We start from the raw sequence: 23,733 nt of genomic DNA, 5'->3' as shown, positions 1-23,733 counted from the left end.
ACACGCTTATTTTCATTCTATCACGGGGTGTCGTCTATCTCCAGATAGACCCGCTTCCACCGAGAATCAACCATCCGGTAGATCACATACGACAAACCTATGTTTACAATATACGATGTGGCTACTTTACCCTTATGAAAATACGTTGTGCGGTTGCCGGTTTGTTAAGGAGGGTAGAAATGGAAAAAGGGATTGTAAAAACTGGGCACTCGTGTTTTACTTGTCAACAGGTTCTCTTCCAGGAACATTTTGACACCATGGAGAGAAGCATGTGACGATATGAAAAAAATGAATCGTACTTGCTCAAAACATCCAGAGCCAAAGCATTATGATCGCGAGGCTTCATCCTCCGTTGAGCAAGGAATATTCGGAGTAAAGACGCTATTTAGCTGATTTGGAAGAGGTGAGTGGAAGTGAACCTGTCTTCGCTGTCGATTAAAAGACCTGTCACAATGATCATGTTGACAGTTGCGCTCCTTATCTTTGGTTTCGTCTCACTTCCGCGCTTGGCTATCGACCTGATGCCGGAGTTGAACATTCCGGTAGCTGTCGTTGTGACCAGTGTGGATGGGGCGTCGCCGAGTGAGGTTGAAAACCTGGTGACAAAACCGCTGGAAAACGCACTGGGGACAGTTGCTGACCTGGACAGCATATCCTCGGTGTCCATGCAGGGTGCCTCACAGGTCATTTTGTTCTTTAATTGGGGTACAGATTTGGACCAAGCTACCCTGAACATGCGTGACAAGGTGGACCAGGTAAGAGGGATGTTGCCTGATTCAGCTCGTGCACCACGCGTACTTAGAATTGACCCGAACAGCCAGCCAATCATGAGCTACGCTTTGACCGGGGTCAACGATGTCAACTATCTGAAAAAGGTGGCTGAAGACGTCATCCAGCCCCGTTTGGAGAGAATTGACGGCGTCGCATCTGCCGCCATCGCAGGTGGACAGGGCCGGGTGATTGATGTCACACTGGATCCGGCGAAGCTGTCTGCTTATGGCTTGACGCTCGAGCAAATCCAGCAGGCGATTGCAAGCAATAACCTGTCGGGAACAGCCGGTTCCGTCCGCGAAGGGGAAGGGAAAATCAACATTCGCGTACAAGGGGAATTTGCGAATGTACAGCAGATTTCCTTGACTCCCATCTCCGTGGGAGCCAATTCGATTCGACTGAAGGACATTGCCCATGTCGAAGATACATTGGAACAGATCACCCAGTTGAACTACGTGAACGGTCAGCCTAGCATCGGTATCTCCATCACGAAGGCTTCTGGCGGGAACACCATCGAAGTCGCCGATTCGGTGAAAAAAGAGATTGAAAAGCTGAAAAAAGATTTGCCTGAAAACGTGGTTGTCACGTCGACCATGGACAACTCGCAGTATATTAAAGACTCGATCTACACCACAGCGGAGCACGCTCTCCTGGGTGGAGGAATCGGGATCATCATGCTGTTCTTCTTCCTTGGCAGTTTCTCATCGATGTTGATCGCCACCATTGTACTGCCGGTATCGATTGTAGCGACGTTCCTCCTGATGTATATGACCGGGCAAACCATCAACCTGATTTCGCTTTCTGGTCTGACACTTGGGCTTGGTTCGTTGATTGACTTTGCCGTCGTTATTTTGGAAAATATTTTCCGACAGCGTGAGCAGGGCAAGAGTATGATGGAAGCCGCGCTCATCGGCTCCAAAGAAGTCGGAAACGCCGTTATGGCATCTGCGCTTGCACAAATTTGCGTATTTTTACCAATTGCAATGACGCAGGGAATTGCCAGAGAATTGTTTGGACCACTCGCTTTGACGGTCGTATACTCTCACATCGCGGCACTGGTATTCTCGCTGCTGCTGGTACCGATGATGAGTTCTCGCATCCTGAAAAAGGTGCCGCATCATGACCATCTGCAAGGGTATCGCGGCGTCAATCCGATCAAATGGTTCAACATTGGCTTCAAACGTGTGGAAAACGGCTACCGCGGCTTGCTGAAATGGTCGCTGGGCCATCGGAAAACGGTAATGACGACGATGATCGTCATGATGGTCGGCTCTTTGGCGCTCGTTCCGATGATTGGTGCTGAGTTTATGCCATCCATGGACGAGGGACAAATCTCCATTTCAATCAAGATGCCAAATGGAACGATGGTAGAAGAGACTGAAAAAGTTGCGAAAGAAATTGAGCAGCTCGCATCCAAGGTACCCGAACTGGATATTCTCACGACGTCGATTGGTAGCAGCGGTTCACCGATTGCCGCCAGTGCGCTGTCAAACCGGGCATCGGTTACACTGAAGCTCGTGGATGTGACGCAGCGCACGCGTTCTTCCAGTGATATTGCGATGGAGATCCAGAAACAGGTAGAGAATATTCCAGGTGCCGATATTACCGTCAGCTCTTCCCAGGGCTTCTCGTCAGGCTCTCCAGTGGAAATCAGCTTGCGCGGTGACGATTTGAACGTTCTGCAAGACATCGGCGGCATTATTAAAGAAGAAATCAAGAGAATTCCAGGTACAGCCAACGTAACAACGAGCATGGAAGAGACGCTGCAAGAGCTGAATGTCTCGGTAGATGCTGAGAAAGCAAGCATGTACGGACTGACAGCAGGTCAGGTTTTGTCCAGTGTACGTACGTCCTTCCAGGGTCAAACGGTGACCAAATACCGTACCGGTGATGATGAAATCGACGTGAAGATCAAGCTGCCCGAAGCGTATCAGGAAGATATCAACTACCTGAAAAACCTTCGCATTGCTGCGCCGGGTGGTGCACAAGTGGCTCTGACTTCAGTCGCTACTATTACCAAAGAAGAAGTGCCAGTCAATATCAACCGTCACAATTTGGCGCGCCAAATCAAAATTACGAGTGATCTCGCAGGACGGGATCTGAATTCCGTCACGAAAGATATACAGGCAAAACTGGCGAAGCTTACGCTGCCTGACGGTTACAAAGTGGATTTTGGCGGACAGTCGGAAGATATGGCTAAATCATTTGCCAGCCTAGGCTTGGCGATCATCCTGTCGGTCGTACTTGTCTACATGGTCATGGCTGGACAGTTTGAGTCTTTCTACTCGCCTTTTATCATCATGTTCTCTGTACCGCCTACAGTAACAGGTGTTCTGATTGGCTTGCTCGTAACGGGAACAACGATCAGCGTATCTGTTTTGATCGGATATATCCTGCTGATCGGTCTTGTCGTGAACAACGCCATCGTTTTGATTGACTATGTAAACCAGTTGCGTGCAAGAGGCTACACCCTGCATGACGCCATTCTCGAAGCAGGCCCAATCCGTCTTCGCCCGATCCTGATGACGTCGATCACTACGATTCTGGCAATTGGACCGCTTGCTTTTGCATCCGGGTCCGGTAGTGAATCACAAGCGCCGATGGCAGTGACGGTTATCTTTGGTCTCAGCTTCTCGACATTGATTACGTTGGTGCTCGTCCCTGTTGTGACAACGATATTTGATGACTTCGGCAGAAAACTTCGCAACAGACGCAACAAACGGAAAGAGAAGAAGAATTCGAAAAAGAGCATTCCTGCCATTGAATCGTAAGGATGTTGGGGATTAGGAGGGGAAGTTGATGAACGTGAAGAAGCAACCAATTATCTTGGCACTGGCAACATTGCTCCTGGTTGCAGGCTGCTCCCAGCCGGATGCAGCTCCGCCTGAACAGCAGCAACAGGAAGAAGCGGCAACTCCCGTTGAATTGGATGTCGTGAAAAAAGGAGTGATCACCTCCGAATCGGGAATCACAGCGAAGCTGGCTCCCAGTGAAGAGGTACAAATCAGTCCCAAAATCAGCGGAAAGATTACATCTCTCCCAGTCAAGCTGGGCCAATCCGTAAAGGCAGGGCAGGTTCTCTTCAAATTGGATGAGCAGGATCTGGCCAATACGGTCGCCCAGCAGGAAGCTGCGTATAAGGTAGCGGCGGCCAGTCTCAAACAATCAGGAAGCAGCACAGACCAAGGGCTCGTACAGGCCGAAAACAGTCTGAAGCAAGCAGAGCAGGCGCTCAATGATGCTAAACTGAATCAACAACGGATGAAACAACTGTTTGATCAGGGGGCCATCTCCCTGCAGCAGCTCGAACAGGCCAATACATCGTTGACTACCGCCCAGACCAGCTATGAAAATGCCAAACAGACGCTTGCATCTTCGCAGGAGAAGACGTCGCTGCAAGTCTCGGAAGCATCCGTGAATCAGGCCGCTGTTGCCCTGCAAAATGCGAGAGAGCAACTGGCCAACGCAGTGGTGACCTCCCCGATCAGCGGTTTTGTCTCCAGTGTGAATGGCGCTGTTGGCCAACTGGCTGGACCGCAAAGCCCGGTGGTGGTTATCGTTAATACAAACCCGCTTGTAGTCAAAGCGAATCTTTCTGAAACAGATATTACGACCGTCAATGTGGGTACTTCTGTGAAAGTGACGATTCCAATCCTCTCGAAAGAGGTAGAAGCGAAAGTAACAGCAGTAAGTCCCGTGATGAACCAGCAGTTGAAGGCGTACCCGATCGAGATCACGATCCCGAACCCTGCGAACGAGCTGAAGGCAGACATGGTGGTTAACGTAACGTTCGACGGCAAGACAGCAGAAGCCGAGCAACATCTGATTGTACCGCGCAAAGCTGTTTTTGACCGCGACGCGAAACACTTTGTCTACCGGGTTGAAGGAGACACAGCGAAGCTGGTAGAAGTGACGACGGGTGACGAAACCAGTGATGTGATTGTGATCACATCCGGTTTGTCCGAAGGCGATCAAATCGTCGTCAAAGGGCAGACCTTGCTGCAGGATGGCAAAAAGGTCTCGGTCATCAATAAGTAAGACCGATAAAAGCGCACAGAAAAAAGCTGTACACCGTAGCTCCTTTGAGTACGGGTACAGCTTTTTCTTTGTTGGTAAGAACGTTGGTCACACCAAGACGAAAAGCAGCCAACCTCCGATTGCCCCAATCATGACCACGATCCACGGAGGAAGCTTCCAGAAAACGAGCAACCCAAACAAAATGCAGGCCCAGGCAAAATCAGCGGGCGACAAAATGCTGCTGGTCCAAATCGGATGATACAAAGCAGCAAGCAAAATCCCGACGACGGCAGCATTGACGCCGGACAAAGCTCCCTGAATGCGGGGGTTTTGACGCAGGCTATCCCAAAACGGCAAAGCGCCCATCACCAGTAAAAAAGCCGGCAGAAAAATCGCCACGGTTGCCACCAGAGCGCCTGACCATCCCGATACGCTGGCACCAATATAGCTGGCAAACGTAAAGAGCGGTCCCGGCACAGCTTGAGCAGCCCCATAACCGGCAAGAAATGCTTCCTGGCTCATCCACCCTGTAGGTACGAATTCGCGCTCCAACAACGGAAGGACGACATGGCCGCCGCCAAAAACCAGGGACCCCGCCCGATAAAACTGCTCGAACATCTGGAGCCACGGCGCCGCAGTAAAGTGCGTCAGTATGGGCAAGACGACCAAAAGCAAAGCGAAAAGCAGCAGACAGATGACAGCCCATCGACGCTTGATGGGGATATGGAAAAGGGAAGGGGTAGAGCTTTGTTCTTCGCGCTTCCAAAAGAATCCCCCAATGACCCCCGCTGCGATAATGAGCAGGACCTGCGTAAAAGCTGTTGGCAAAAGCAGGACCACAGCAGCCGTGCAAAGTGCGAGTGTCGCTCGCAGTCGATCGGCAGCCAGCTTTTGCCCCATACCAAGAACGGCTTGAGCCACGATCGCCACAGCGACGATTTTCAACCCGTGAATCCAGCCCGATTCTGCCAAAGAGTAACCCTGGAGAAAAAAAGCAAACAAGGCCAGCAGGATGACCGAGGGCATCGTAAATCCGATCCAGGCGGCAATTCCTCCCCAAATTCCTCCGCGTATCAGACCGATTCCGATGCCCACTTGACTGCTCGCAGGACCAGGTAGGAATTGGCAGAGGGCCACTAAGTCAGCGTAGCTCGCATCGTCCATCCATTTTCGCCGCCGAACGTATTCGTCATGGAAGTAGCCAAGATGTGCGACTGGTCCGCCAAAAGAAGTAAGACCCAGCTTTGTGGAGACGAGCAAAATCTCCTGAATCTTTTTCATTTGCTTATGCGCTTTCCCCGTATCCATAGGAGTAGGTGTCAAAAAAGTCCCGCCTTTTCCAAAAGATAACCCTTTGCCCCTCTCAGGATGGTGAAAGAGAGAGGGCAAAGGGAGTTTTACTTTTTACGATGAACCATGAAGTAAAAACAGAGGACGGCACCAATATCAGCGAGAGCAATGACGATGCCCATCGGTACCGCTGTTGAACTGCCGCCCAGTCCCACCAGCGGGGCGACCAACCCGCCCGTCACAAAGGAGAGCAACCCGATCAAGGCAGAGGCGCTTCCCGCAGCTTTCGCCTGATTTTGCATCGCGAGAGAAAAAGCAGTCGTACTGACGATTCCCACGCTGGAAACAACGAGGAAGAGTGGGGGCAATACCGCAGCCAGACCTGTTCCCATCAGGATCATTGCGAGCAGGGCTACCCCGCCGCACGCAGCGATCCCCAGCCCGACTTTTAACAGTACCGTTTCCCTTACCTTACCCGCTAATCTTCCCGTGATTTGACCGGCGATGATAATCCCCAGTCCATTGATCGCAAAAAGCAGGCTGAACATTTGGGGAGAAGCGCCGTAGATATTTTGAATGACAAAAGGAGAGCCGGAGATATAAGCAAACATCGCTGCTGTCACAAGCCCTTGAGATAGGGCATACCCCATGAAAATCCGATCCTGGAAGAGTCCGCGAAACGTCAAAAATGTCTGTTTGATGCCGCCTTTTGAACGTCTCTCAACTGGCAATGTCTCCGGCAGCTTCAGCAAGACAGCAAACAGCATGCAAACCCCGATCAGACTAAGCACAAGGAACACGCCACGCCAGGAAGTGTAAGCCAGTAGCTGCCCACCGAAAATAGGGGCGAGGATCGGGGCAGAACCATTGACCAGCATCAAAAGCGAGGTGAATTTGGTCAGCTCGACGCCCTCATATTGATCGCGAACCATGGCGCGGGCAATCACGATCCCGGCAGCACCTGCCAAGCCTTGAATAAAGCGCAGGGCGACAAAGCCCCAGATGGACGGCATCACCGCACACAGCAGAGAAGTCAGGATGTAGACAGCCAGACCGATCAATAACGGCTTGCGTCTTCCTTGGATGTCACTGAGAGGTCCGGCCAGCAACTGACCGATCGACAGTCCCAGCAGGCAAGAAGTCAAGCTTAATTGGACAAGGGAGGTTGTGCTTTTCAGTTCGTCTGCAATCATCGGAAGCGAAGGCAAGTACATGTCAAGCGACAACGGGCCAAATGCAGTCAATGAACCGAGAATCAGCACCATCATGACCCGGCGAGACTTTAACTTTTCTTGGGGCATCGATTTGTAGGTAAGCATAGGGTCACTCATGGTTTTTCATCATACCTTTCTGTCTAAAATGATATCCGCTATTTGCGTTCTAATTACTTGCGAGTCGCGGCGTTCGCTTGCGACTGCCCGTTTTTTAGTTGATAACGCACGCGGGAATAAATCTCATCGAGCCATCGCTTTCGTTTTGCCTCTGAGCTGCTTTTCACACCTGCAAATCGAAAACGTTTTACCTTTTGAATGCCGCAAAATTTTAAGATGCCATCCCGCATCACGATCCACTCGGCATTGCGCCGGATGATTTGGACAAACCATCCCGGGGAGTCGCAGGTGTACATTACCCAGGCAGATTTGGCTTTCAGCAAGCCTTTCGGCAGGGCACCTTCGTAAGTATACGCGATGCCAGAGACAAACACGCGATCAAAAAAACCTTTGAGGATCGCAGGAGGACCGTACCACCAAAGAGGATAGAGAAAAATCATGTGGTCCGCCTCTCGGACGAGATCCTGATATTTTTTCATTACTTTATCACACTTCATTTCTGAACGTTTTTTGTTTTCATTTATCTGGAGGACGGGGTCAAAGTGTTCTTCATACAGATCAATCAGGGTGTACGAATGATTGGAATCCTCCAAGCCACGCTTGACTTGGGCAAGCATGGCGGCGTTTAAGCTGTTGGGGTTGGGATTGGCGTAAATGATCAGGACATGCATGGAGAGCTCCTTTCACTTCGGAAAAATAAGCGCGATCAACGTCAGGATCAAAATGATTTTTGACAAAAGCTCAACCTGCCGATGCCCGGCAATCTGTTCTATGCTGCCCACGGCTGCATGGGCGTTCTCTTCCAGTCTTGTGCGAAGCTGCCGATCTATGGAGAATTTTCGCGCGAATCCCAGAACTACGAGAAGCATGATCGCTACATGGAATAGAGAGCTGGGTGCAGCAGCTGACAGGAAGTAGATGACATTTAGCAAAAGCAAGACTAGGCTTGAATAGAAGGCATAACGATTGTATCTATTCCATGCCTGGATGGAGATCCCCTCTATCAATGAAACGACATCGGGAGTTTTGTCGGATGAAAGGAGGGGCAAAAGCAGCGGGCGAACACAAACTGCCATGATAACGCCACCACCGATGATCAGTCCATAACACAATATTTCCAGCACACGCATCGTCCATTCTAGCATAAAAACGCCTCCTTATTAATATGGGTTGGTCAACCAACCAAATTTATTTCGTAAAAGAAACCCGTCTATCGGGTATCCTTTAGCGACATTGCCATCTTTTCCAAAACTTCATAGGCTTTTTCCAGGTCGAAATCTGGATTCATTAATTTTTGCAGGGCCAAACCATCGAAACAGGCCAGAAGGATGGAGGCCGTCTCTTGGTGCCCGGCAGTTTCGGGTGAAACCGCATGTAAAATGTCGGCGATCCCGTTTCGTCCATTTTCCAGTATGTCATTCACACGCTCCGTCAAGTTGGGATTGCGCAGACCGATTGCAAACAGCTCGTAGCGCAGCCGATACCAATCCGGCTGATGCAGTACGCGCTTGATCGGTTCACGCAGGGCAGCCTTGGATAGCTGCTCGGATGGAACGGTCTGCATCAGGTTCTGCATGTCGCTGGTGTACTGGAGGGATGCTTCCATCAGCAGCTCTGTCAGGATTTCTTCTTTGTTGCGAAAATAGTAGTGGATCAGACCGGGTGTGATCTTTGCTTCAGCAGCAATGTCCTTAATCGATGCTTTTTCATAACCCTTTTCGGCCAGCACTTTGGCAGCTGCCTCGATGATGAGCTGTTTTTTCTCCTGTTTCTTCAAGAATCAATCACCTCATGATAATTTGGTTGGTCGACCAAACAATACTTAAGTTAACACACTGTTTTACCAATTTCAAGGAAAATATTTCTCAATACCTGTCATCATTTTCCGGAAAAGATCGGAACATCTATTGTCAATCATCGTCTGATGAATAGAAGCTGGAAACGAATTCGAATTTGGTAGGGGAGAAGATATGAGGGCAGCTTTTCTTATTTTCTTGGCAGTATTTTCGCTCACCTTGGCTGGTTGCAACCAGGGGTCGGTTGTGCAGGAGCCAGGCCATGGAGCAGACGAAATGGCATTGCATTTCACACCGCTGGAGAAAGTGGATGAACAAGTCGGTGAGCTGTTGACCGAAAACGTCGCAGAAATCTTGCAAGAGACACCTTGGACCGAAGCAGTCTTTTTTATCTATTCAAAACCGAATGACCCGGATCAGGGACTATACGGAGGTGTGCGGATCGGGCAAAAGCAGTACCAGTTCGGTCAAATCGGTTACGGCCGGAACACGGATGCCATCACAATGACCCCCGTTCAAGCTTTTGGTGAAGGCTGGATGAAAGTAGAAGGTTTTCGAGGGGCCAACTACCGGGTTACCTATTATTTGGGGGTAGAAAAGGAGCATCCCTTTGTTTTCCTCTTTGTGGACGGCGGTTCCCGGTATGAAGGGGAGCTTGAGGGCGAACAAGTGATCATCGGCTCTTATGGACTCACGGCCACGTTCTTTTCCTCCATCTATAAACGGGAAGGAAATACTATTGTCTATGCCGATCTCAATCAACAGATAAGCGCCGACAGCGTGCGTTTTACCGATGCACACGAGTGGGAGATACGCAGCCAACCGAACACAGAGGACCGAATCTATACCTACCGGAAGGGAAGACTCGTCCCCGACCATTGAAAACAAAATCATCGTGTACAGGAGAACCAGACAGAAACCGGATGAGGCGGTCTTGCTGTAAAGTCCGAATCATCCGGTTTTGTCATTCCCTGCGCGAGTAAAACCGTCTCGAATCAGTACGGCTTCTCCTGATAGAAAAAGTTGGGGGAGAGCCAGGTGTTATCGTAGGATTTGTGAAAAATATGCGTGGTCGCGGGTGAAACAGGAGGAATCAGCCAGGTCCAGTCTCCGGTAACCCTTCGCCCCGCCTCCTGCTCCTGCTGTTCAAACATTTTAAACTGCTGCGCAGCCGTGTGATGATCCACGATACTGACGCCTGCTTCTTTATAAGAGTGGTGTACAGCCAGGTTCAGCTCAATCAAGGCCTTGTCCTTCCAAAAGCTGGCGTTGGTTGATGTATCCAGCCCCATATAAGCTGCGACTTGCGGAAGCATATGAAAGCGATCCTCGTCAGCAAAGTTGCGGGCGCCAATCTCAGTCTCCATGTACCATCCGTTAAACGGAGCGGCGGTATAGGGAATTCCTCCTACCTCCAGACGCATCTCCGAAATGATCGGAACGGCGTACCAGCGAAGCGAGAGCTCATCAAACCAGCTATAGTGGGGATGAGAAATCGGCACTTCCAGGACATATTCTTTAGGGATCTCAAACAAGGCGGGCGGGCGATCGCCAATTTGAAACACGAGCGGCAAAATTTCAAAGGGCTCCTGCTTGGCTGCCCAGCCCAATTCCAGGCACTTCTTGGTAAAAGGAAGCGAATGCGGGTCGCCAATCACGCCTGTTTCGGTCTCGAAGCCTGCATAGCGGATTAATTGATGGTTCCAAATGCGAATCCGTTCCTGATGGTTGGCAGCTGCTCGAAAAACAGTGATCGCAGGGCGGATTTTTCCACCGTTGGTTGCGTATTCAATATGGCGAAGCAGGGCATCGCGGATTTCTTCCTCGCTTGTCGCTTCTCTGGCATCGAAGAGATGGATGGTATTCCAGAAAAAACGTCCGATACAGCGGTTGCTGTTGCGCCACGCCGCTTTGACTCCATAATGCAATTCTTCAAAAGTATGTGCATAGGAGCCGGTCGACTGGATTTCTTGCTCGATCATGTGCCAGCGGCTTTGCACTACCGCATCGGATTTGCCGAGATAGGCGTAGCATTCCAAAAGAAACGTGCGTGCTTCTTCTCGTAGTCGTATTGTATCTGAAATGGTTCTCACTCCTTGCGAAAAAAGAAACTGTCATAGCCGCGGGCATCGACAAGCGCTACCCGAAGGCTCAAATATAGGATAGCATGCCCACAACCAAGCTCCCATAAAGACCTTGAACGTTGTACGAACTTTTTTGGCCACACAAAAAACAGATCCCTCACAACATTCGGAGGGATCTGTTTTCCATACGAACTCGGGTATTTTGTCAAAGACGAAACCGGCTGATGTGCTCCCAGAGCTCTTCTTTGATGAGAATCTCTTTTTGCCTGGGACCGATCAAATCAAAATGCGGAAAAGGCGGTCTTTGATGAATATACGCCGGATTCAAGCTGTGCTGCTCGCACCAGGCCTTCAGCTTTAGCAGATCGGCACACCCGACTTTTGTAACAGTCGTGACCCCGGGAAACCGGGCATCTAGCCAATAATGCGTCAAAAAGGCGATCTCACCGCGAGTTACCCTTTGTTTCCACTGACTCAACTCTGCTCTGGTGATGCCAAATGCCATGAGGAGTCACCCTTTAGTTTTGCATGACAAAATCGCGGTCTACTTTATCCTGATCGTGGAAAACCCTCAGGATTTCATAGCGTGTGTTGCGCTGCGCCGGAATATTCCCCGTCTCTCGAATCAACCGGAGGATCAGGTCGATATTTACCTTGTGGGTTGTACCCGCAGCAGAGACGACATTTTCCTCGATCATGGTGCTGCCGAAATCATTCACACCGTAGGAGAGAGCCAGTTTGCCGATTTCCGGACCCATCGTGACCCAGGATGCCTGGAGATTGTTGATATTGTCCAGCATAATCCGGTTGATGGCGACGATTTTCAGATATTCTTCCGGTTTGGATTTTTCCACCTTGAGATTGGTATTATCCGGCTGGAAGGGCCAAGCGATAAAGGCAGTAAAGCCCTCTGAAGCATATCCGTTCGCTTTGCATTCATCTTGCGCCTCACGGACGCGAAGCATATGCAAGGCGCGCTCTTCCATGGATTCACCGAAGCCGTACACCATTGTGGCTGTGGTATTCATGCCAATTTTGTGGGCTGCCTTCATGACGTCCATCCAGTCCGTCCAGGAGCCTTTCAAACGGCTGATTTTTCGGCGTGTCCGGTCATCGAGAATCTCGCCGCCTCCGCCTGGCAGGGAGTCAAGTCCGGCATCGCGGAGCTGACGCAGCACTTCTTCCAGCGGCAAGCCGGAAAGCTCTTTCATTTTTTGAATCTCGGCAGGGGAGAAGGAGTGCATAATGATTTGTGGAAAACGCTGCTTGATTTTGCGCAGCAGGTCCAGGTAATACGTGAACGGAAGATCCGGATTGACTCCGCCCTGCATCAGGATTTCGTCGCCGCCTACATCTACGGTTTCCTGAATCTTGGCGAGGATCGTCTCGTCGGGCAGGACATACCCTTCGCTCGATCCTGGCGGCCGGTAAAAGGCACAAAAACGGCAGTAGACGTCACAGACATTGGTGTAATTGATGTTGCGTCCGATGTTGAACGTTACGATTGGTTCAGGGTGACGTTTCTTTTTCAATTCGTTTGCGACATGTCCCATTTTTTCGATTTCATCTGATTCCAAGAGCGTAATGCACTCTTCCAGTCCGATCCGCTCTCCTCGCAGTGCCTTGTCCAGGATACGGTCCACTGTCTGCATTTCGCAAGCCTCCTTTGTCTCAAACAGAGATGAATAAATACGAAAAATCAAATCGATCTATCCTACCATAGAACTTGCTTTTCGTCATCAGAAATCCCTCTGCAAACTCTCCCAGCCACGTGACAGCAGCATGGTAATAGGCGAACCGAATAGAAAGCTGTCCTGAGCAAAGAAAAGCTGTTTCATCGTCAATCAGAAGGAGGGAGTCTGGGCATACTTTACCCAAGGAGGGTGAAGATGGAACCACAGGCGATGAAAGGAAACCGAAAGCGTATGCGGTACCGATCTCTATTCCTGCGACTGATTTTTATTTGCCTGGGAGCCATTCTTGTATCTGTCGCTTTGGAAATCTTTCTGGTACCAAATAACATCATAGACGGAGGCATTACCGGTATCTCCATCATGCTCGCTCATTTGACCGGGATTAAGCTGGGGCTGTACCTGTTTGTTCTCAACCTGCCTTTTCTTGTGATTGGGTATAAGCAAATTGGCAAGACCTTTGCCTTATCGACGTTGATTGGTGTGGCGGTGATGTCGATCGGAACTACGTATTTGATACCCGTTCCCGTATTGACGCATGACCTCCTGCTTTCCGCGGTATTTGGCGGGATTATCCTGGGTATCGGGATCGGCATGGTGATCCGGGCTGGTGGTTCCCTTGATGGCACGGAGATCGTTTCTATTCTGCTCAGCAAAAAGTCTCCCTTCTCCGTCGGCGAGCTTGTCATGATTATCAATATCTTTATCCTGGGAAGTGCCGGCTTTATCTTTGGATGGGACAAAGCCATGTACTCACTGATTGCCTACTATATCGCCTTCAAGATGATTGATATCACCATCGAAGGTTTGGATCAGTCTAAGTCAGTCTGGATTATCAGTGAAGAGTACACCCAGATCGGGGAGGCACTGAGTGCAAGACTGGGCAGGGGCGTGACGTATCTGGAGGGCGAAGGCGGGTATTCCGGCGAGTATAAAAAAGTGATCTTTTGTGTCATTACCCGCTTGGAAGAAGCGAAGCTGAAAACGATCGTAGAAGAGATCGATGACTCCGCCTTTCTGGCGATCGGGAATATCCACGATGTACGCGGAGGACGATTTAAGAAGAAAAATATCCACTAAACAGGAGCGATGGCGAGCATATTGACACGATTTTCAGAGTCCGATATATTGGTTTCATGAAAATCATAAAACCGTTAGAACGCCCCGTTTTGCGAGACCAGATTTATGAATATCTGAAAAAGGCCATCATTACATTGGAGCTGGCGCCTGGGCAGCGCATCAAAGACAGTGATTTGGCTGCGGATTTTGGCGTGAGCCGAACACCTGTCCGGGAAGCGCTGAAAAGACTGGAAGACGAGGGACTGGTTGAATCGGCTCCCGGCTCACTCACCCGGATCAGTCCGATTCATATGCAGGAGGCCAAGCACGCCTTTACCGTGGTTGCCACCCTTCACGCGCTTGCGGCACGGCTCGCTGTTCCTGTGATGTCCGAGCAGGATTGCGCCGATATGGAGGAGAAAAACCGCCAGCTTGCCAAAGCGATGCAGGAAAAAAATATGATTCGTGCGGTTGAAGCAGATGATGCTTTTCACCAGGTCTTCCTGGAGGTTTGCGGGAATCGAGAAATCGACCTTGCCCTCGAACGCATTGTTCCCAAAATTCGGCGCTTGGAATTTGCAAAGTTCAGTTCCCTTGAAGGACTCCGCTCCGTAGAGCAGCATGTTGCGATTATAGAAGCCTGCAAAGCACAGGATGCCGGGAAAGCAGCCCAGCTAACGGAGGAAAATTGGTTAAGCCTTGGCAGAGTACTTACAGCGGAATCATAGGCAGCGATCAGCCTGAAAAGGTTGAGGCTGTCTTTTTTTATCTATTTTTCAGTCATTTCTGAAAATACCTTGACTATGAAAACCAGTATCCGATATATTGGTTTTATAGTGGACGATTAGCCAATACTGTGAGACTTCAAAAACGATCATTGTGATCATGAAAAGAGGGATAACGGATGGCGTCTAACCAATCACCTGCAAAAAACCTTGAAATCCATGATGAAAAAGTGTTGGGGTGGGCAAGAGATCTGCTGGATCAATGCTCCTCTCCCCGAATGATGCAGCAGGAAGTCATCAACGCGGTGGAAAGAAATGCGCTGTGGAGAGGGGAAGAATGCCTCAATCTGCTTGCTCCTGAAGCCCCGACGAGCCCCACGGTACGAAAACTCCTGGCTTCAGAGGTGGGCACTCGTGCCGCAGAAGGTCATATCGGCCCGACAGAACGGTGGTTTGCCGGTACCAAGTACATCGACGAAATTGAGGCTTTGTGCGTAGAGCTGTTAAAACGGGTCTTTCAGTGCAACTATGCTGATCACCGGCTCGTAGCCAGTATGCTCGGAAATATGACGGTGTATGCCGCAATGACCAATCCGGGTGATCACGTCATGACGATCGCACAGCCGTTTGGCGGTCATTCCAGCAATCGAATCGACGGGCCTGCCGGTATAAGGGGGCTGCAAATTCACGACGTTCCGATGGACCCTGTTGAACTGGAAGTAGATCTGGACCAGTTTGCGGAGGCAGCCCGGCGAATCAAGCCTCGTCTCGTGACTCTCGGTGCTTCCATGACCTTGTTTCCTTTCCCCCTAAAGGAAATGGCGGAGATCGTGTCCGAATGGGGCGGGCGGATCTTTTTTGACGGCGCTCATCAGCTCGGGCTGATCGGCGGCGGGCAGTTTCAGGACCCGCTTCGCGAGGGTGCCTGCGTGATCACCGGATCGGCCGGAAAAACATTCAGCGGACCACAGAGCGGGATTATCCTTTGGAATGATCCGGAGCTGGCCAAACCGATTACCGATGCCATATTCCCGGCATTGGCAGCGACCCATCAAGTCAACCGGGTGGCGGCCTTGGCTGCAGCAGCAGCCGAGTTTCTGGCTTACGGGAATGATTACATGGCACAGATTGTCACCAATGCCCAGGCACTGGGGAAAGCACTGGCGGATCGGGGCGTACCCGTTCTGGGGTCACATAAGGGCTTTACCCGTACACATCAGATTATCCTGGACGTGCGAGCATACGGCGGAGGCTTGAAAGTCGCTCAGGAGTTGGCAAAGGCAAATATCATTACCAATAAAAACCTGATTCCCTGCGATAGACCGGAGGACTGGGACTATCCAAGCGGCTTGCGCATCGGCACGACAGAAGTGACCAGGCTGGGTATGAAAGAGGCAGAAATGGAAACAGTCGCAAATCTGATCGTGTCCGTCCTAGAGGGGAAAGAAGAGCCGGAGGAGACGAGAAAACAAGTCATCGAGATGCGCCGCGGGTATCAGAAGATTCACTATTGCTTTGATTAAAAGTTCCGCAATTTTCAGTTGCAGCAAAGGGTAAAATTTTGGTAAAAAGCATTTCCTCCCTGATTGAAGTCTGCCGATCTGGTATCGGAAAGGCTTCTTTTTTCTTTCTTCATCAACAAACTCGATAGATTTTTCCATATCGAGCGAGTGCCCCCTCACTAGAAAAACCCGTACAACTAGCAGGATAAGACGGAAATTTTTATAAACTGTGCATATTTTGGAATCCTTTTGCTATAATCAGTGTTATGAATTTGCTAAATCGTAACACCGAATGGCATAGGCAACTTCGGGGCGAAATGGCAAACAGGCAAACGGGAAAAGAGGTCGAGACAACGTGATCAAAAGACAGATCGGATTTTTGGCAATCGCAGGGGTGCTTCTTTCCAGCGCAATCGTCGGTTGTTCGCAGTCTGCCACGCAAAAGCCAGCCCACACACAGCAGGGCCAGCAGAGTAAAGAGGAGTTGATTTTAGCGATAGGGGGAGAGCCTGATAACGGGTTTGATCCTACGACGGGATGGGGGCGCTACGGATCACCGCTGTTCCAGAGTACGCTGCTCAAAAGAGATGCGGATTTTCAGGTCGTCAATGACCTGGCTACCGGCTACGAGGTGAGTGAGGATCGCCTTGTGTGGACAGTAAAGCTGCGGGATGATGTGAAGTTCTCAGATGGCCAGCCTTTGACTGCCGATGACGTTGTCTATACCTTTGACACAGCAGCGGCAAGCGGCTCCGTGGTTGATTTACATATCGTGGACAAAGTAGAGGCCGTTGATTCTACGACTGTACGTTTTTCCCTGAAAAAACCGCAGTCTACCTTTATCAATTCTCTGATCACGACAGGGATTGTGCCGAAGCATGCTCATAACAAGGATTACGCGGAAAAGCCGATTGGTTCGGGTCCCTACCAGCTGGTGCAATGGGATAAAGGGCAGCAGCTGATCGTCAAAGCAAATCCGGAATACTACGGGAAAAAATCTGCCTTTCAAAAAATTACGTTTTTATTCCTGAACGAGGATGCGGCGTTTGCTGCTGCCAAAGCAGGCAAAGTTGATATGGCTGCAATACCTTCCTCGATGAGCAAGCAAAACGTTCCAGGAATGAGGCTGGAAGCTGCGACAAGTGTGGATAATCGCGGAATTGTGTTTCCGGTGGTAAAAGCCGGAGAAAAAACCAAAGAAGGATATCCCATCGGAAACGATGTAACGGCCGATCCGGCAATTCGCCAAGCTGTTAATATGGCCGTGGATCGGCAAGCACTTGTGCAGGGAATCCTGGAAGGCCATGGTACGCCGGCCTATACCTCCAGCGACAAGCTTCCTTGGTGGAATCCAGATACTGTGATCAAAGATGCAGATCTGGAGGGGGCGAAAAACCTTTTGTCCAGCGCCGGCTGGAAGGACGCGGACGGCGACGGGATTCTCGAAAAAGGCTCGCTGAAAGCCGAATTTTCGCTGCTCTATCCCGCCAGTGATGTGACTCGCCAATCATTGTCCATCGCAGTCGCTGATATGATGAAGCCGCTCGGGCTGAGCATCAAGGCGGAGGGAAAAAGCTGGGATGAGCTCGAATCCTTGATGCATGCCAATCCGGTCATGTTTGGATGGGGCAGTCATGATCCGCAGGAAATGTATCATTTGTACAGCAGTACAACAGCGGGTGTCGGCTATTACAATCCCGGGTACTACTCCAATCCGACGGTAGATGCCTATATGGAGAAGGCTTTGGCTGCGGCTACGGAACAGGAAGCGATGGAGTTCTGGAAAAAAGCGCAGTGGGATGGAGAAAAGGGATTTAGTGCAAAAGGTGACGCTGCCTGGGCATGGCTGGTCAATGTAGACCATGTGTACCTGGTCAACGAGCATCTCGATACCGGGAAACAGAGAATTCATCCGCACGGGCATGGCTGGCCTGTAACGGACAACATCGATGAGTGGATTTGGAATGAGTAGAGGGGTATCCGTCACTTCTGAGAGCCTGGGTTTCTTTCTAATGAAGAAACTCATTCGGGCTGCCTCTTTGATCGCGGCTGTCTGCTTGCTTTCTTTTTTGCTCGTCAAAAGCTCGCCGATTGATCCAGTACAGGCCTATATCGGAGCGGATATGATGCGGATCAGTCCAGAGCAAAGAGAACAAATTGCCCAATACTGGGGCCTGGATAAGCCGGCCTTGGAGCAATTTTTACATTGGGGGCAAGCCGCGGTCACGGGAGATTTGGGAACTTCCATGATTTATCGGAGACCCGTGTTTGAAATCATTCAGGAAAAATTTTTAAGTTCACTCGCGCTGATGCTGGGCGCCTGGATTTCGTCCGGCATACTCGGCTTTTTGCTTGGCGTCTTCGCTGCCATGAAAAGAGCGACTTGGGTTGATCGGCTGATTCGCTGGTATTGCTATACGCTTGCGTCTACCCCGGCTTTTTGGCTAGGTCTGCTCTTGCTGATGATTTTTGCCGTCTGGCTGAATTGGTTTCCTGTCGGGATGGGAGTGCCTGCAGGAGTACTTGCAGAAGATGTGATGCTGGCCGATCGACTGAAGCATTTCATTTTGCCTGCACTCACCCTGAGCATCATCGGAGTGGCTCCTATCGCCCTGCACACCCGGCAAAAACTGATTGATGTGTTGGCAAGCGATTATGTTCTGTTTGCCAGAGCGAGGGGAGAAAAAGGGTTTGTGCTTTTTTGGCGACACGGCTTGCGTAACATCGCACTCCCCGCAATTACGCTGCAATTTGCAGCATTCAGTGAACTGTTTGGCGGCACGGTACTGGCCGAGCAGGTCTTCTCTTACCCCGGACTTGGGCAAGCGACGGTGGAGGCGGGTATTCGCGGAGATGTGCCGCTGCTCCTCGGGCTGGTCCTGTTCAGTTCACTCTTTGTTTTTGCAGGAAATACCATTGCGGATCTGCTTTATCGTATCGTGGACCCGAGAATGAGAGAGGATCGAACCGTATGAGCAACCTGCTACATGTGATGCCACAGTTCAACCGCAGGCAGCGCACTCTCTTTGGAATCAGCTTCGGCTCATGTCTTCTGGCAGCGGTCCTGCTGGGCGCCTGGCTCGTTGGCAGCGATGGACTGGCGACCCAGTTAAGCCAGCGCAATTTGGCTCCCTCTTTCGCACATCCTTTTGGAACAGACTGGCTTGGACGCGATATGCTGACACGCACGCTAAAAGGCATCCGCCTCAGTCTCGGCGTCGGGATGCTGGCAGCTCTCTGCAGTGTGGTGATCGCACTCGTCTTGGGGATGGCCGCCGCCACGATGGGCAGAATGGCAGATCGAGTGGTTACGTGGCTGGTCGATTTATTTATGAGTGTCCCTCATCTGGTGACATTGATCCTGATCGCCTTCACGCTGGGCGGCGGGCTCAAAGGCGTCGTCGTAGGCGTGGCCCTGACCCACTGGCCCAATCTGACCAGGATCATTCGGGCCGAAGTGATGCAGCTTCGCGCTGCGGAGTATGTGCAAATCTCACGTCAACTGGGTAAATCGCGTTGGTGGATTGCGACAAGACATCTTTTGCCGCACTTGATTCCCCAATTGGTCGTCGGTTTGTTGCTTCTGTTTCCTCACGCCATCCTGCATGAATCAGCGGTTACCTTTATCGGCCTGGGGCTGTCACCGCATGAGCCTGCCATCGGGATTATCCTTTCGGAGTCGATGCGTTACCTCTCTACCGGTATGTGGTGGCTGGCCTTCTTTCCGGGGCTGAGCTTGCTTTTGGTTGTACGAATATTTGATGTACTGGGAGAAAATTTGCGCCTGCTGATCGACCCGCGCAGGGCCCATGATTCCTAACAGGAGGTTGGAAGCGATATGTCCATCCTGGAAGTGCAAAATTTGTCAATATCGTTCCAGCAGTATACAAGTGGTTTGAAGCAGAAAACGACCAGGGTGATCTCCAGTCTGGATATTTCTTTGAATGAAGGCGAAATCCTCGCCGTCGTCGGCTCCAGTGGGTCGGGAAAAAGCTTGCTCGCCCATGCCATCCTGGGGATTCTTCCTGATCATGCCATTTTGAGCGGAACCATTACCTATGACGGAGAGCGGCTGACCCCAGCCAGACAGGCGGCTTTACGCGGCAAAGAAATCGCGCTGATTCCCCAGTCCGTAACGTATCTGGACCCGCTGATGCGTGTAGGCGCACAGGTGAGAACAGCTGTTCGCAACGGGGATGCAGCAGAAAAACAGCGAAGAGTTTTTGAACAATACCAGCTCGATCCGGCGGTGGAGAAGCTGTTTCCCTTTCAATTGTCCGGGGGTATGGCACGCAGGGTTCTCGTATCTATGGCCATGGTGAGCGGCGCGCGCGTATTGATTGCGGATGAGCCGACACCCGGTCTTGACCCGGCCGTGATGAAGGAAGCTCTGCGTTATTTCAGAGAATTGGCGGACAGTGGGGCAGCCGTCATGCTGATCACGCATGACATCGATTCTGCCACGCAGATCGCAGATAAAATTGCCGTGTTTTATGCCGGGAGTACGGTGGAGGTAGCACCGGTAAAAGACTTCGAAGAAAGCGGAGAAAGACTGCGGCATCCTTACAGCCGCGCGTTGTGGCGAGCTTTGCCGCAAAATGATTTTGTTCCGATACCGGGGTCCCAGCCAAAGCCCGGCTCACTTCCGGAAGGGTGCACGTTCGCTCCGCGCTGTGAGCATGCGGTAGCCGCTTGTGCATCGGTACAACCGGAGATGAGAGAGCTTCGCGGGGGAATGGTGAGGTGTGTCCATGCAACTTAGCGCACACGAGGTTGGATTTCGCTATGAAAAAAAAGGCTGGCTGTTTCGAAACGTCAGCTTGACGATCTCGGCAGGTGAGGTAGTCGGTTTGCTCGGCCCCAGCGGCTGCGGCAAAACGACGTTCGCCCGTTTGCTTGCAGGCTATGAAAGTCCGCATGAAGGAACTATCTTGCTTGAAGGAAAGCCGCTCGGCAAACGCGGTTATCATCCGGTGCAAATGGTTTTTCAGCATCCGGAAAAAGCCGTAAACGGCCGCTGGCGGATGAGACGCATCCTGGAGGAGGGAGGGCATCCAGGGGATGAGCTCCTCTCCGATCTGGGGATTGAAAAAGAGTGGCTGCATCGATGGCCGCATGAATTGTCGGGTGGTGAGCTTCAACGATTCTCCATCGCTCGTGCGCTCGGACCAGACACCCGCTTTCTGATCGCCGATGAAATGACCACCATGCTCGATGCCATCACCCAAGCACAAATTTGGCAAAGCGTACGGGCCATTGCCCGCAAGCGCGGGATGGGCATCGTCGTCATCAGCCACGAACAGCATCTGGTCCAAAGAATCTGTGAGCGCGTCGTCGATTTTCAGCAGTTTACTTAACAGGGGCTACGGTAAACTTCCCGTATTTGACTCCCTTCATGCTGATCATTTGATCACTGAAGCCACGCAGCTCTTTTGCCTTGCCTTTGACGACAATCAGTTCCAGACAATTATGATGATCGAGATGGAAGTGGGTTGTCGCCAGAATCGCATGATGCATGTCATGCTGGATGGAAGTTAGTTCCTGCATGACATCCGTTTGGTGATGATCGTAAAATAACAAAATGCTGCCCGCCACATCTTGTTCGTCATCTTCCCAGGATTGATTGACGAGCGCATTGCGGACAAGATCACGTACTGCTTCTGAGCGGTTTTCATATCCTTTTTCTTTGATCAGCTCATCAAACTGAGCCAATAAACTTTCATCCATGGAAACGCCAAATCGTCTTAAGGTGGAATCGGACAAAAGAACTCACTCCCACTATATACTTTGCCTCAAAATTCACGCATACTAGGAAAAAGTGTAACATACTTCTGAATCGGCTGGAAACATTCACTGCTTTTGATTTCAGATATCTGCGGAAAAAGGCTCAATCGGTGGACGAGCTGATCTGTTGAAAGAGAGCTTGAAACAGAAGCTTTGCGAATGAAACGTACCGCATGCTCTGCAAACGGTATGGTAAAAAGGGAGAAGATTGGGAATGGCGGAGCAAAAACGATTATCCGAAGCCTATTGGAACACTGCGTACCCTTTGGTTGGACATGGTCAAAGGACGCTTTCGGTCTTGCAAACAGCCCTGCAGGAAAGCAATGGACAACAAGTCAGTGATCTCTACGGAAAAGGAGAGCTGATTGAGAGCTTTCAGCAAAAATTGGCCGACTTTCTGGGAAAGGAGACGGCTGTCTTTTTCCCGAGCGGGACGATGGCCCAGCAAATCGCGCTGCGCATCTGGTGTGATCGAAAAGGGGTGAAGAGGGTTGCTTATCATCCGCTCTGCCATGTTGAGATCCATGAAGAAGACGGACTCAAAGAACTGCACCATATCGAGACGCTGCTTTTGGCAGACACAGATCGATTGATCCGCTTGTCCGATGTGACCAGCATGCGGGAAGAGGTTTCCTGCCTCTTGCTGGAATTACCACAGCGTGAAATTGGCGGAGAACTGCCGGAGTACCAGGAGTTGGAGGCGATTTCCGACTATTGCCGCCAAAAAGGTATCCGTCTGCATCTCGATGGTGCCCGGCTGTTTGAGGTCCTGCCTTATTATAAGAAGTCGGCCGCGGAAATCGCAAAGCTCTTTGACAGCGTATACCTTTCTTTTTACAAAGGAGTCGGAGGTATCGCCGGTGCGATTCTCGCCGGTGAAGAACCATTTATTGAACAAGCGAAAGTGTGGAAACGGCGCTACGGCGGCGACTTGATCAGTCTGTATCCGTATATTGTCACCGCGGATTACTATTTGGAAAAGCGGCTGCCCCATTTCCAGCAGTACTATGAGCAGGCAAAGGAACTGGCTGCCAGCTACAATCGCTGCCAGGGTGTTGAGACGCGGCCAGCAGTACCAGTGTCCAATATGTTTCATGTACACATCAGCCTGCCAAAAGAGAAGCTGGAACCCCTTTTGATTGAGGTCTATGAAGCTGCCGATGTGGGTCTGATTCCTTACGTAAAAGAGAAAAGCGGATCATCCAGCTCCTTTGAAGTCAATGTCGGCGACCAATACGCAGCCGTTCCCAAGGAAAAGCTGGAGAGGGCATTTGATCTCCTGAACGAAAAACTTACGGAAGCCATGAGTTGAACGCTTCCTGAACGGCACATAAAAATCCGGCGAGAGCAGATCTGCCGGATTTTTTGTGTATATGGAGTGTATCGTGCGTGCGGACTTGTGCTAAGCAGCCCTCATCCTTCTACAGACTTGAAGCTTCGAAGCCGTCATCCCGCGTACGGACTTGGGCACAAAAGCCGTCATTCCGAGTGGTAGTTACCAATACTTCATGCGTCTCCAAGTGTTTTTCTCAACGCTTCGTAGAATTGCCGCCATGCTCGGGGCAATTCCGTCTCCTGTTTATCTTTCGAGCGTTTTCCGGCATCCTGCTCAGAGGACTCAGCGATCGGACGATTCGGGTCATCTTCATGTTGCAAGTCCCACTCGAGGTCTTCCATCAGGCG

The 23,733-nt window shown here is 50.9% G+C and carries 22 protein-coding genes; 12 read left to right on the top strand and 10 right to left on the bottom strand.

Translation table 11 applies throughout. The features are described 5' to 3' along the window. The first annotated feature begins 413 nt into the window (after positions 1 to 413). The gene (locus NDK47_RS14205) at positions 414 to 3,542 is read left to right on the top strand and encodes an efflux RND transporter permease subunit (RefSeq protein WP_251870420.1); all 3,129 of its coding nucleotides are present in this window, start codon (positions 414 to 416) and stop codon (positions 3,540 to 3,542) included. Positions 3,543 to 3,570: 28 nt separating this feature from the next. Next, positions 3,571 to 4,809, top strand: a complete 1,239-nt coding sequence (locus NDK47_RS14200) for an efflux RND transporter periplasmic adaptor subunit (RefSeq protein WP_251870419.1) — start codon at positions 3,571 to 3,573, stop codon at positions 4,807 to 4,809. A gap of 87 nt (positions 4,810 to 4,896) precedes the next feature. Here NDK47_RS14200 and NDK47_RS14195 read toward each other — a convergent pair whose 3' ends face one another. The 5 genes from NDK47_RS14195 to NDK47_RS14175 form a co-directional block, all read right to left on the bottom strand. Further along, positions 4,897 to 6,096 (bottom strand): chromate transporter, encoded by a 1,200-nt coding sequence (locus NDK47_RS14195; RefSeq protein ID WP_251876165.1) that lies wholly within the window; start codon positions 6,094 to 6,096, stop codon positions 4,897 to 4,899. Between the two features lie 89 nt (positions 6,097 to 6,185). Beyond that, the gene (locus tag NDK47_RS14190) at positions 6,186 to 7,397 is read right to left on the bottom strand and encodes a multidrug effflux MFS transporter (RefSeq protein ID WP_251870418.1); all 1,212 of its coding nucleotides are present in this window, start codon (positions 7,395 to 7,397) and stop codon (positions 6,186 to 6,188) included. A 65-nt stretch (positions 7,398 to 7,462) separates the two neighbouring features. Further along, entirely contained in the window at positions 7,463 to 8,080 is a 618-nt protein-coding gene (locus NDK47_RS14185) for an NAD(P)H-dependent oxidoreductase (RefSeq protein WP_251870417.1), read from the bottom strand. A 12-nt stretch (positions 8,081 to 8,092) separates the two neighbouring features. After that, entirely contained in the window at positions 8,093 to 8,554 is a 462-nt protein-coding gene (locus NDK47_RS14180; protein WP_251870416.1) for a hypothetical protein, read from the bottom strand. Between the two features lie 65 nt (positions 8,555 to 8,619). Further along, positions 8,620 to 9,186, bottom strand: coding sequence for a TetR/AcrR family transcriptional regulator (locus tag NDK47_RS14175; protein ID WP_251870415.1), 567 nt, complete (start codon positions 9,184 to 9,186; stop codon positions 8,620 to 8,622). Positions 9,187 to 9,379: 193 nt separating this feature from the next. On the opposite strand from NDK47_RS14175, the gene NDK47_RS14170 reads away from it, so the two are divergent. Further along, positions 9,380 to 10,087, top strand: a complete 708-nt coding sequence (locus tag NDK47_RS14170; RefSeq protein WP_251870414.1) for a hypothetical protein — start codon at positions 9,380 to 9,382, stop codon at positions 10,085 to 10,087. 113 nt (positions 10,088 to 10,200) lie between these two features. Here NDK47_RS14170 and NDK47_RS14165 read toward each other — a convergent pair whose 3' ends face one another. The 3 genes from NDK47_RS14165 to mqnC all read right to left on the bottom strand — a co-directional run bounded on the left by NDK47_RS14165 (position 10,201) and on the right by mqnC (position 12,941). After that, positions 10,201 to 11,289: a nitric oxide synthase oxygenase gene (locus NDK47_RS14165; RefSeq protein WP_256481589.1), complete on the bottom strand. Its 1,089-nt coding sequence runs from the start codon at positions 11,287 to 11,289 to the stop codon at positions 10,201 to 10,203. A gap of 205 nt (positions 11,290 to 11,494) precedes the next feature. Beyond that, the gene (locus NDK47_RS14160; RefSeq protein WP_251870413.1) at positions 11,495 to 11,794 is read right to left on the bottom strand and encodes a hypothetical protein; all 300 of its coding nucleotides are present in this window, start codon (positions 11,792 to 11,794) and stop codon (positions 11,495 to 11,497) included. A gap of 13 nt (positions 11,795 to 11,807) precedes the next feature. Next, entirely contained in the window at positions 11,808 to 12,941 is a 1,134-nt protein-coding gene (mqnC, locus tag NDK47_RS14155) for a cyclic dehypoxanthinyl futalosine synthase (protein ID WP_251870412.1), read from the bottom strand. Positions 12,942 to 13,193: 252 nt separating this feature from the next. Between mqnC and NDK47_RS14150 the strand changes: the two genes are divergently transcribed. The 8 genes from NDK47_RS14150 to NDK47_RS14115 all read left to right on the top strand — a co-directional run bounded on the left by NDK47_RS14150 (position 13,194) and on the right by NDK47_RS14115 (position 21,623). Then, positions 13,194 to 14,060 (top strand): YitT family protein, encoded by an 867-nt coding sequence (locus tag NDK47_RS14150; RefSeq protein ID WP_407653442.1) that lies wholly within the window; start codon positions 13,194 to 13,196, stop codon positions 14,058 to 14,060. 56 nt (positions 14,061 to 14,116) lie between these two features. Beyond that, entirely contained in the window at positions 14,117 to 14,767 is a 651-nt protein-coding gene (locus NDK47_RS14145) for a GntR family transcriptional regulator (protein ID WP_251870411.1), read from the top strand. A 176-nt stretch (positions 14,768 to 14,943) separates the two neighbouring features. After that, on the top strand, positions 14,944 to 16,287 hold the full coding sequence (locus NDK47_RS14140) for a serine hydroxymethyltransferase (RefSeq protein WP_251870410.1): 1,344 nt from the start codon (positions 14,944 to 14,946) through the stop codon (positions 16,285 to 16,287). A gap of 334 nt (positions 16,288 to 16,621) precedes the next feature. Then, a complete protein-coding gene (locus NDK47_RS14135) occupies positions 16,622 to 18,238 on the top strand; it encodes an ABC transporter substrate-binding protein (protein ID WP_251870409.1) in 1,617 nt (538 codons plus the stop codon). Between the two features lie 40 nt (positions 18,239 to 18,278). After that, positions 18,279 to 19,241, top strand: coding sequence for an ABC transporter permease (locus NDK47_RS14130; protein WP_251870408.1), 963 nt, complete (start codon positions 18,279 to 18,281; stop codon positions 19,239 to 19,241). Continuing rightward, positions 19,238 to 20,086, top strand: a complete 849-nt coding sequence (locus tag NDK47_RS14125; protein ID WP_407653298.1) for an ABC transporter permease — start codon at positions 19,238 to 19,240, stop codon at positions 20,084 to 20,086. The genes NDK47_RS14130 and NDK47_RS14125 overlap by 4 nt, the downstream gene beginning before the upstream one ends. Positions 20,087 to 20,104: 18 nt before the next feature. After that, the gene (locus tag NDK47_RS14120) at positions 20,105 to 21,028 is read left to right on the top strand and encodes an ABC transporter ATP-binding protein (RefSeq protein WP_251870407.1); all 924 of its coding nucleotides are present in this window, start codon (positions 20,105 to 20,107) and stop codon (positions 21,026 to 21,028) included. Next, entirely contained in the window at positions 21,018 to 21,623 is a 606-nt protein-coding gene (locus NDK47_RS14115) for an ABC transporter ATP-binding protein (protein ID WP_251870406.1), read from the top strand. The genes NDK47_RS14120 and NDK47_RS14115 overlap by 11 nt, the downstream gene beginning before the upstream one ends. Here the strand turns inward: NDK47_RS14115 and nikR are convergent. After that, on the bottom strand, positions 21,616 to 22,029 hold the full coding sequence (gene nikR / locus NDK47_RS14110) for a nickel-responsive transcriptional regulator NikR (RefSeq protein ID WP_251870405.1): 414 nt from the start codon (positions 22,027 to 22,029) through the stop codon (positions 21,616 to 21,618). The two genes, NDK47_RS14115 and nikR, sit on opposite strands and share 8 nt — an antisense overlap. 235 nt (positions 22,030 to 22,264) lie before the next feature. Between nikR and NDK47_RS14105 the strand changes: the two genes are divergently transcribed. Next, on the top strand, positions 22,265 to 23,362 hold the full coding sequence (locus tag NDK47_RS14105) for a threonine aldolase family protein (protein ID WP_251870404.1): 1,098 nt from the start codon (positions 22,265 to 22,267) through the stop codon (positions 23,360 to 23,362). A gap of 194 nt (positions 23,363 to 23,556) precedes the next feature. On the opposite strand, the gene NDK47_RS14100 is transcribed toward NDK47_RS14105, so the two are convergent. Then, entirely contained in the window at positions 23,557 to 23,727 is a 171-nt protein-coding gene (locus NDK47_RS14100; RefSeq protein ID WP_251870403.1) for a hypothetical protein, read from the bottom strand. Positions 23,728 to 23,733: the final 6 nt, after the last annotated feature.

Source organism: Brevibacillus ruminantium, from assembly GCF_023746555.1.
Lineage (GTDB): Bacteria > Bacillota > Bacilli > Brevibacillales > Brevibacillaceae > Brevibacillus > Brevibacillus ruminantium.
The sequence above is the reverse complement of the archived record's forward strand: the minus strand, read 5'-3'. Positions and strand labels throughout refer to the sequence as shown.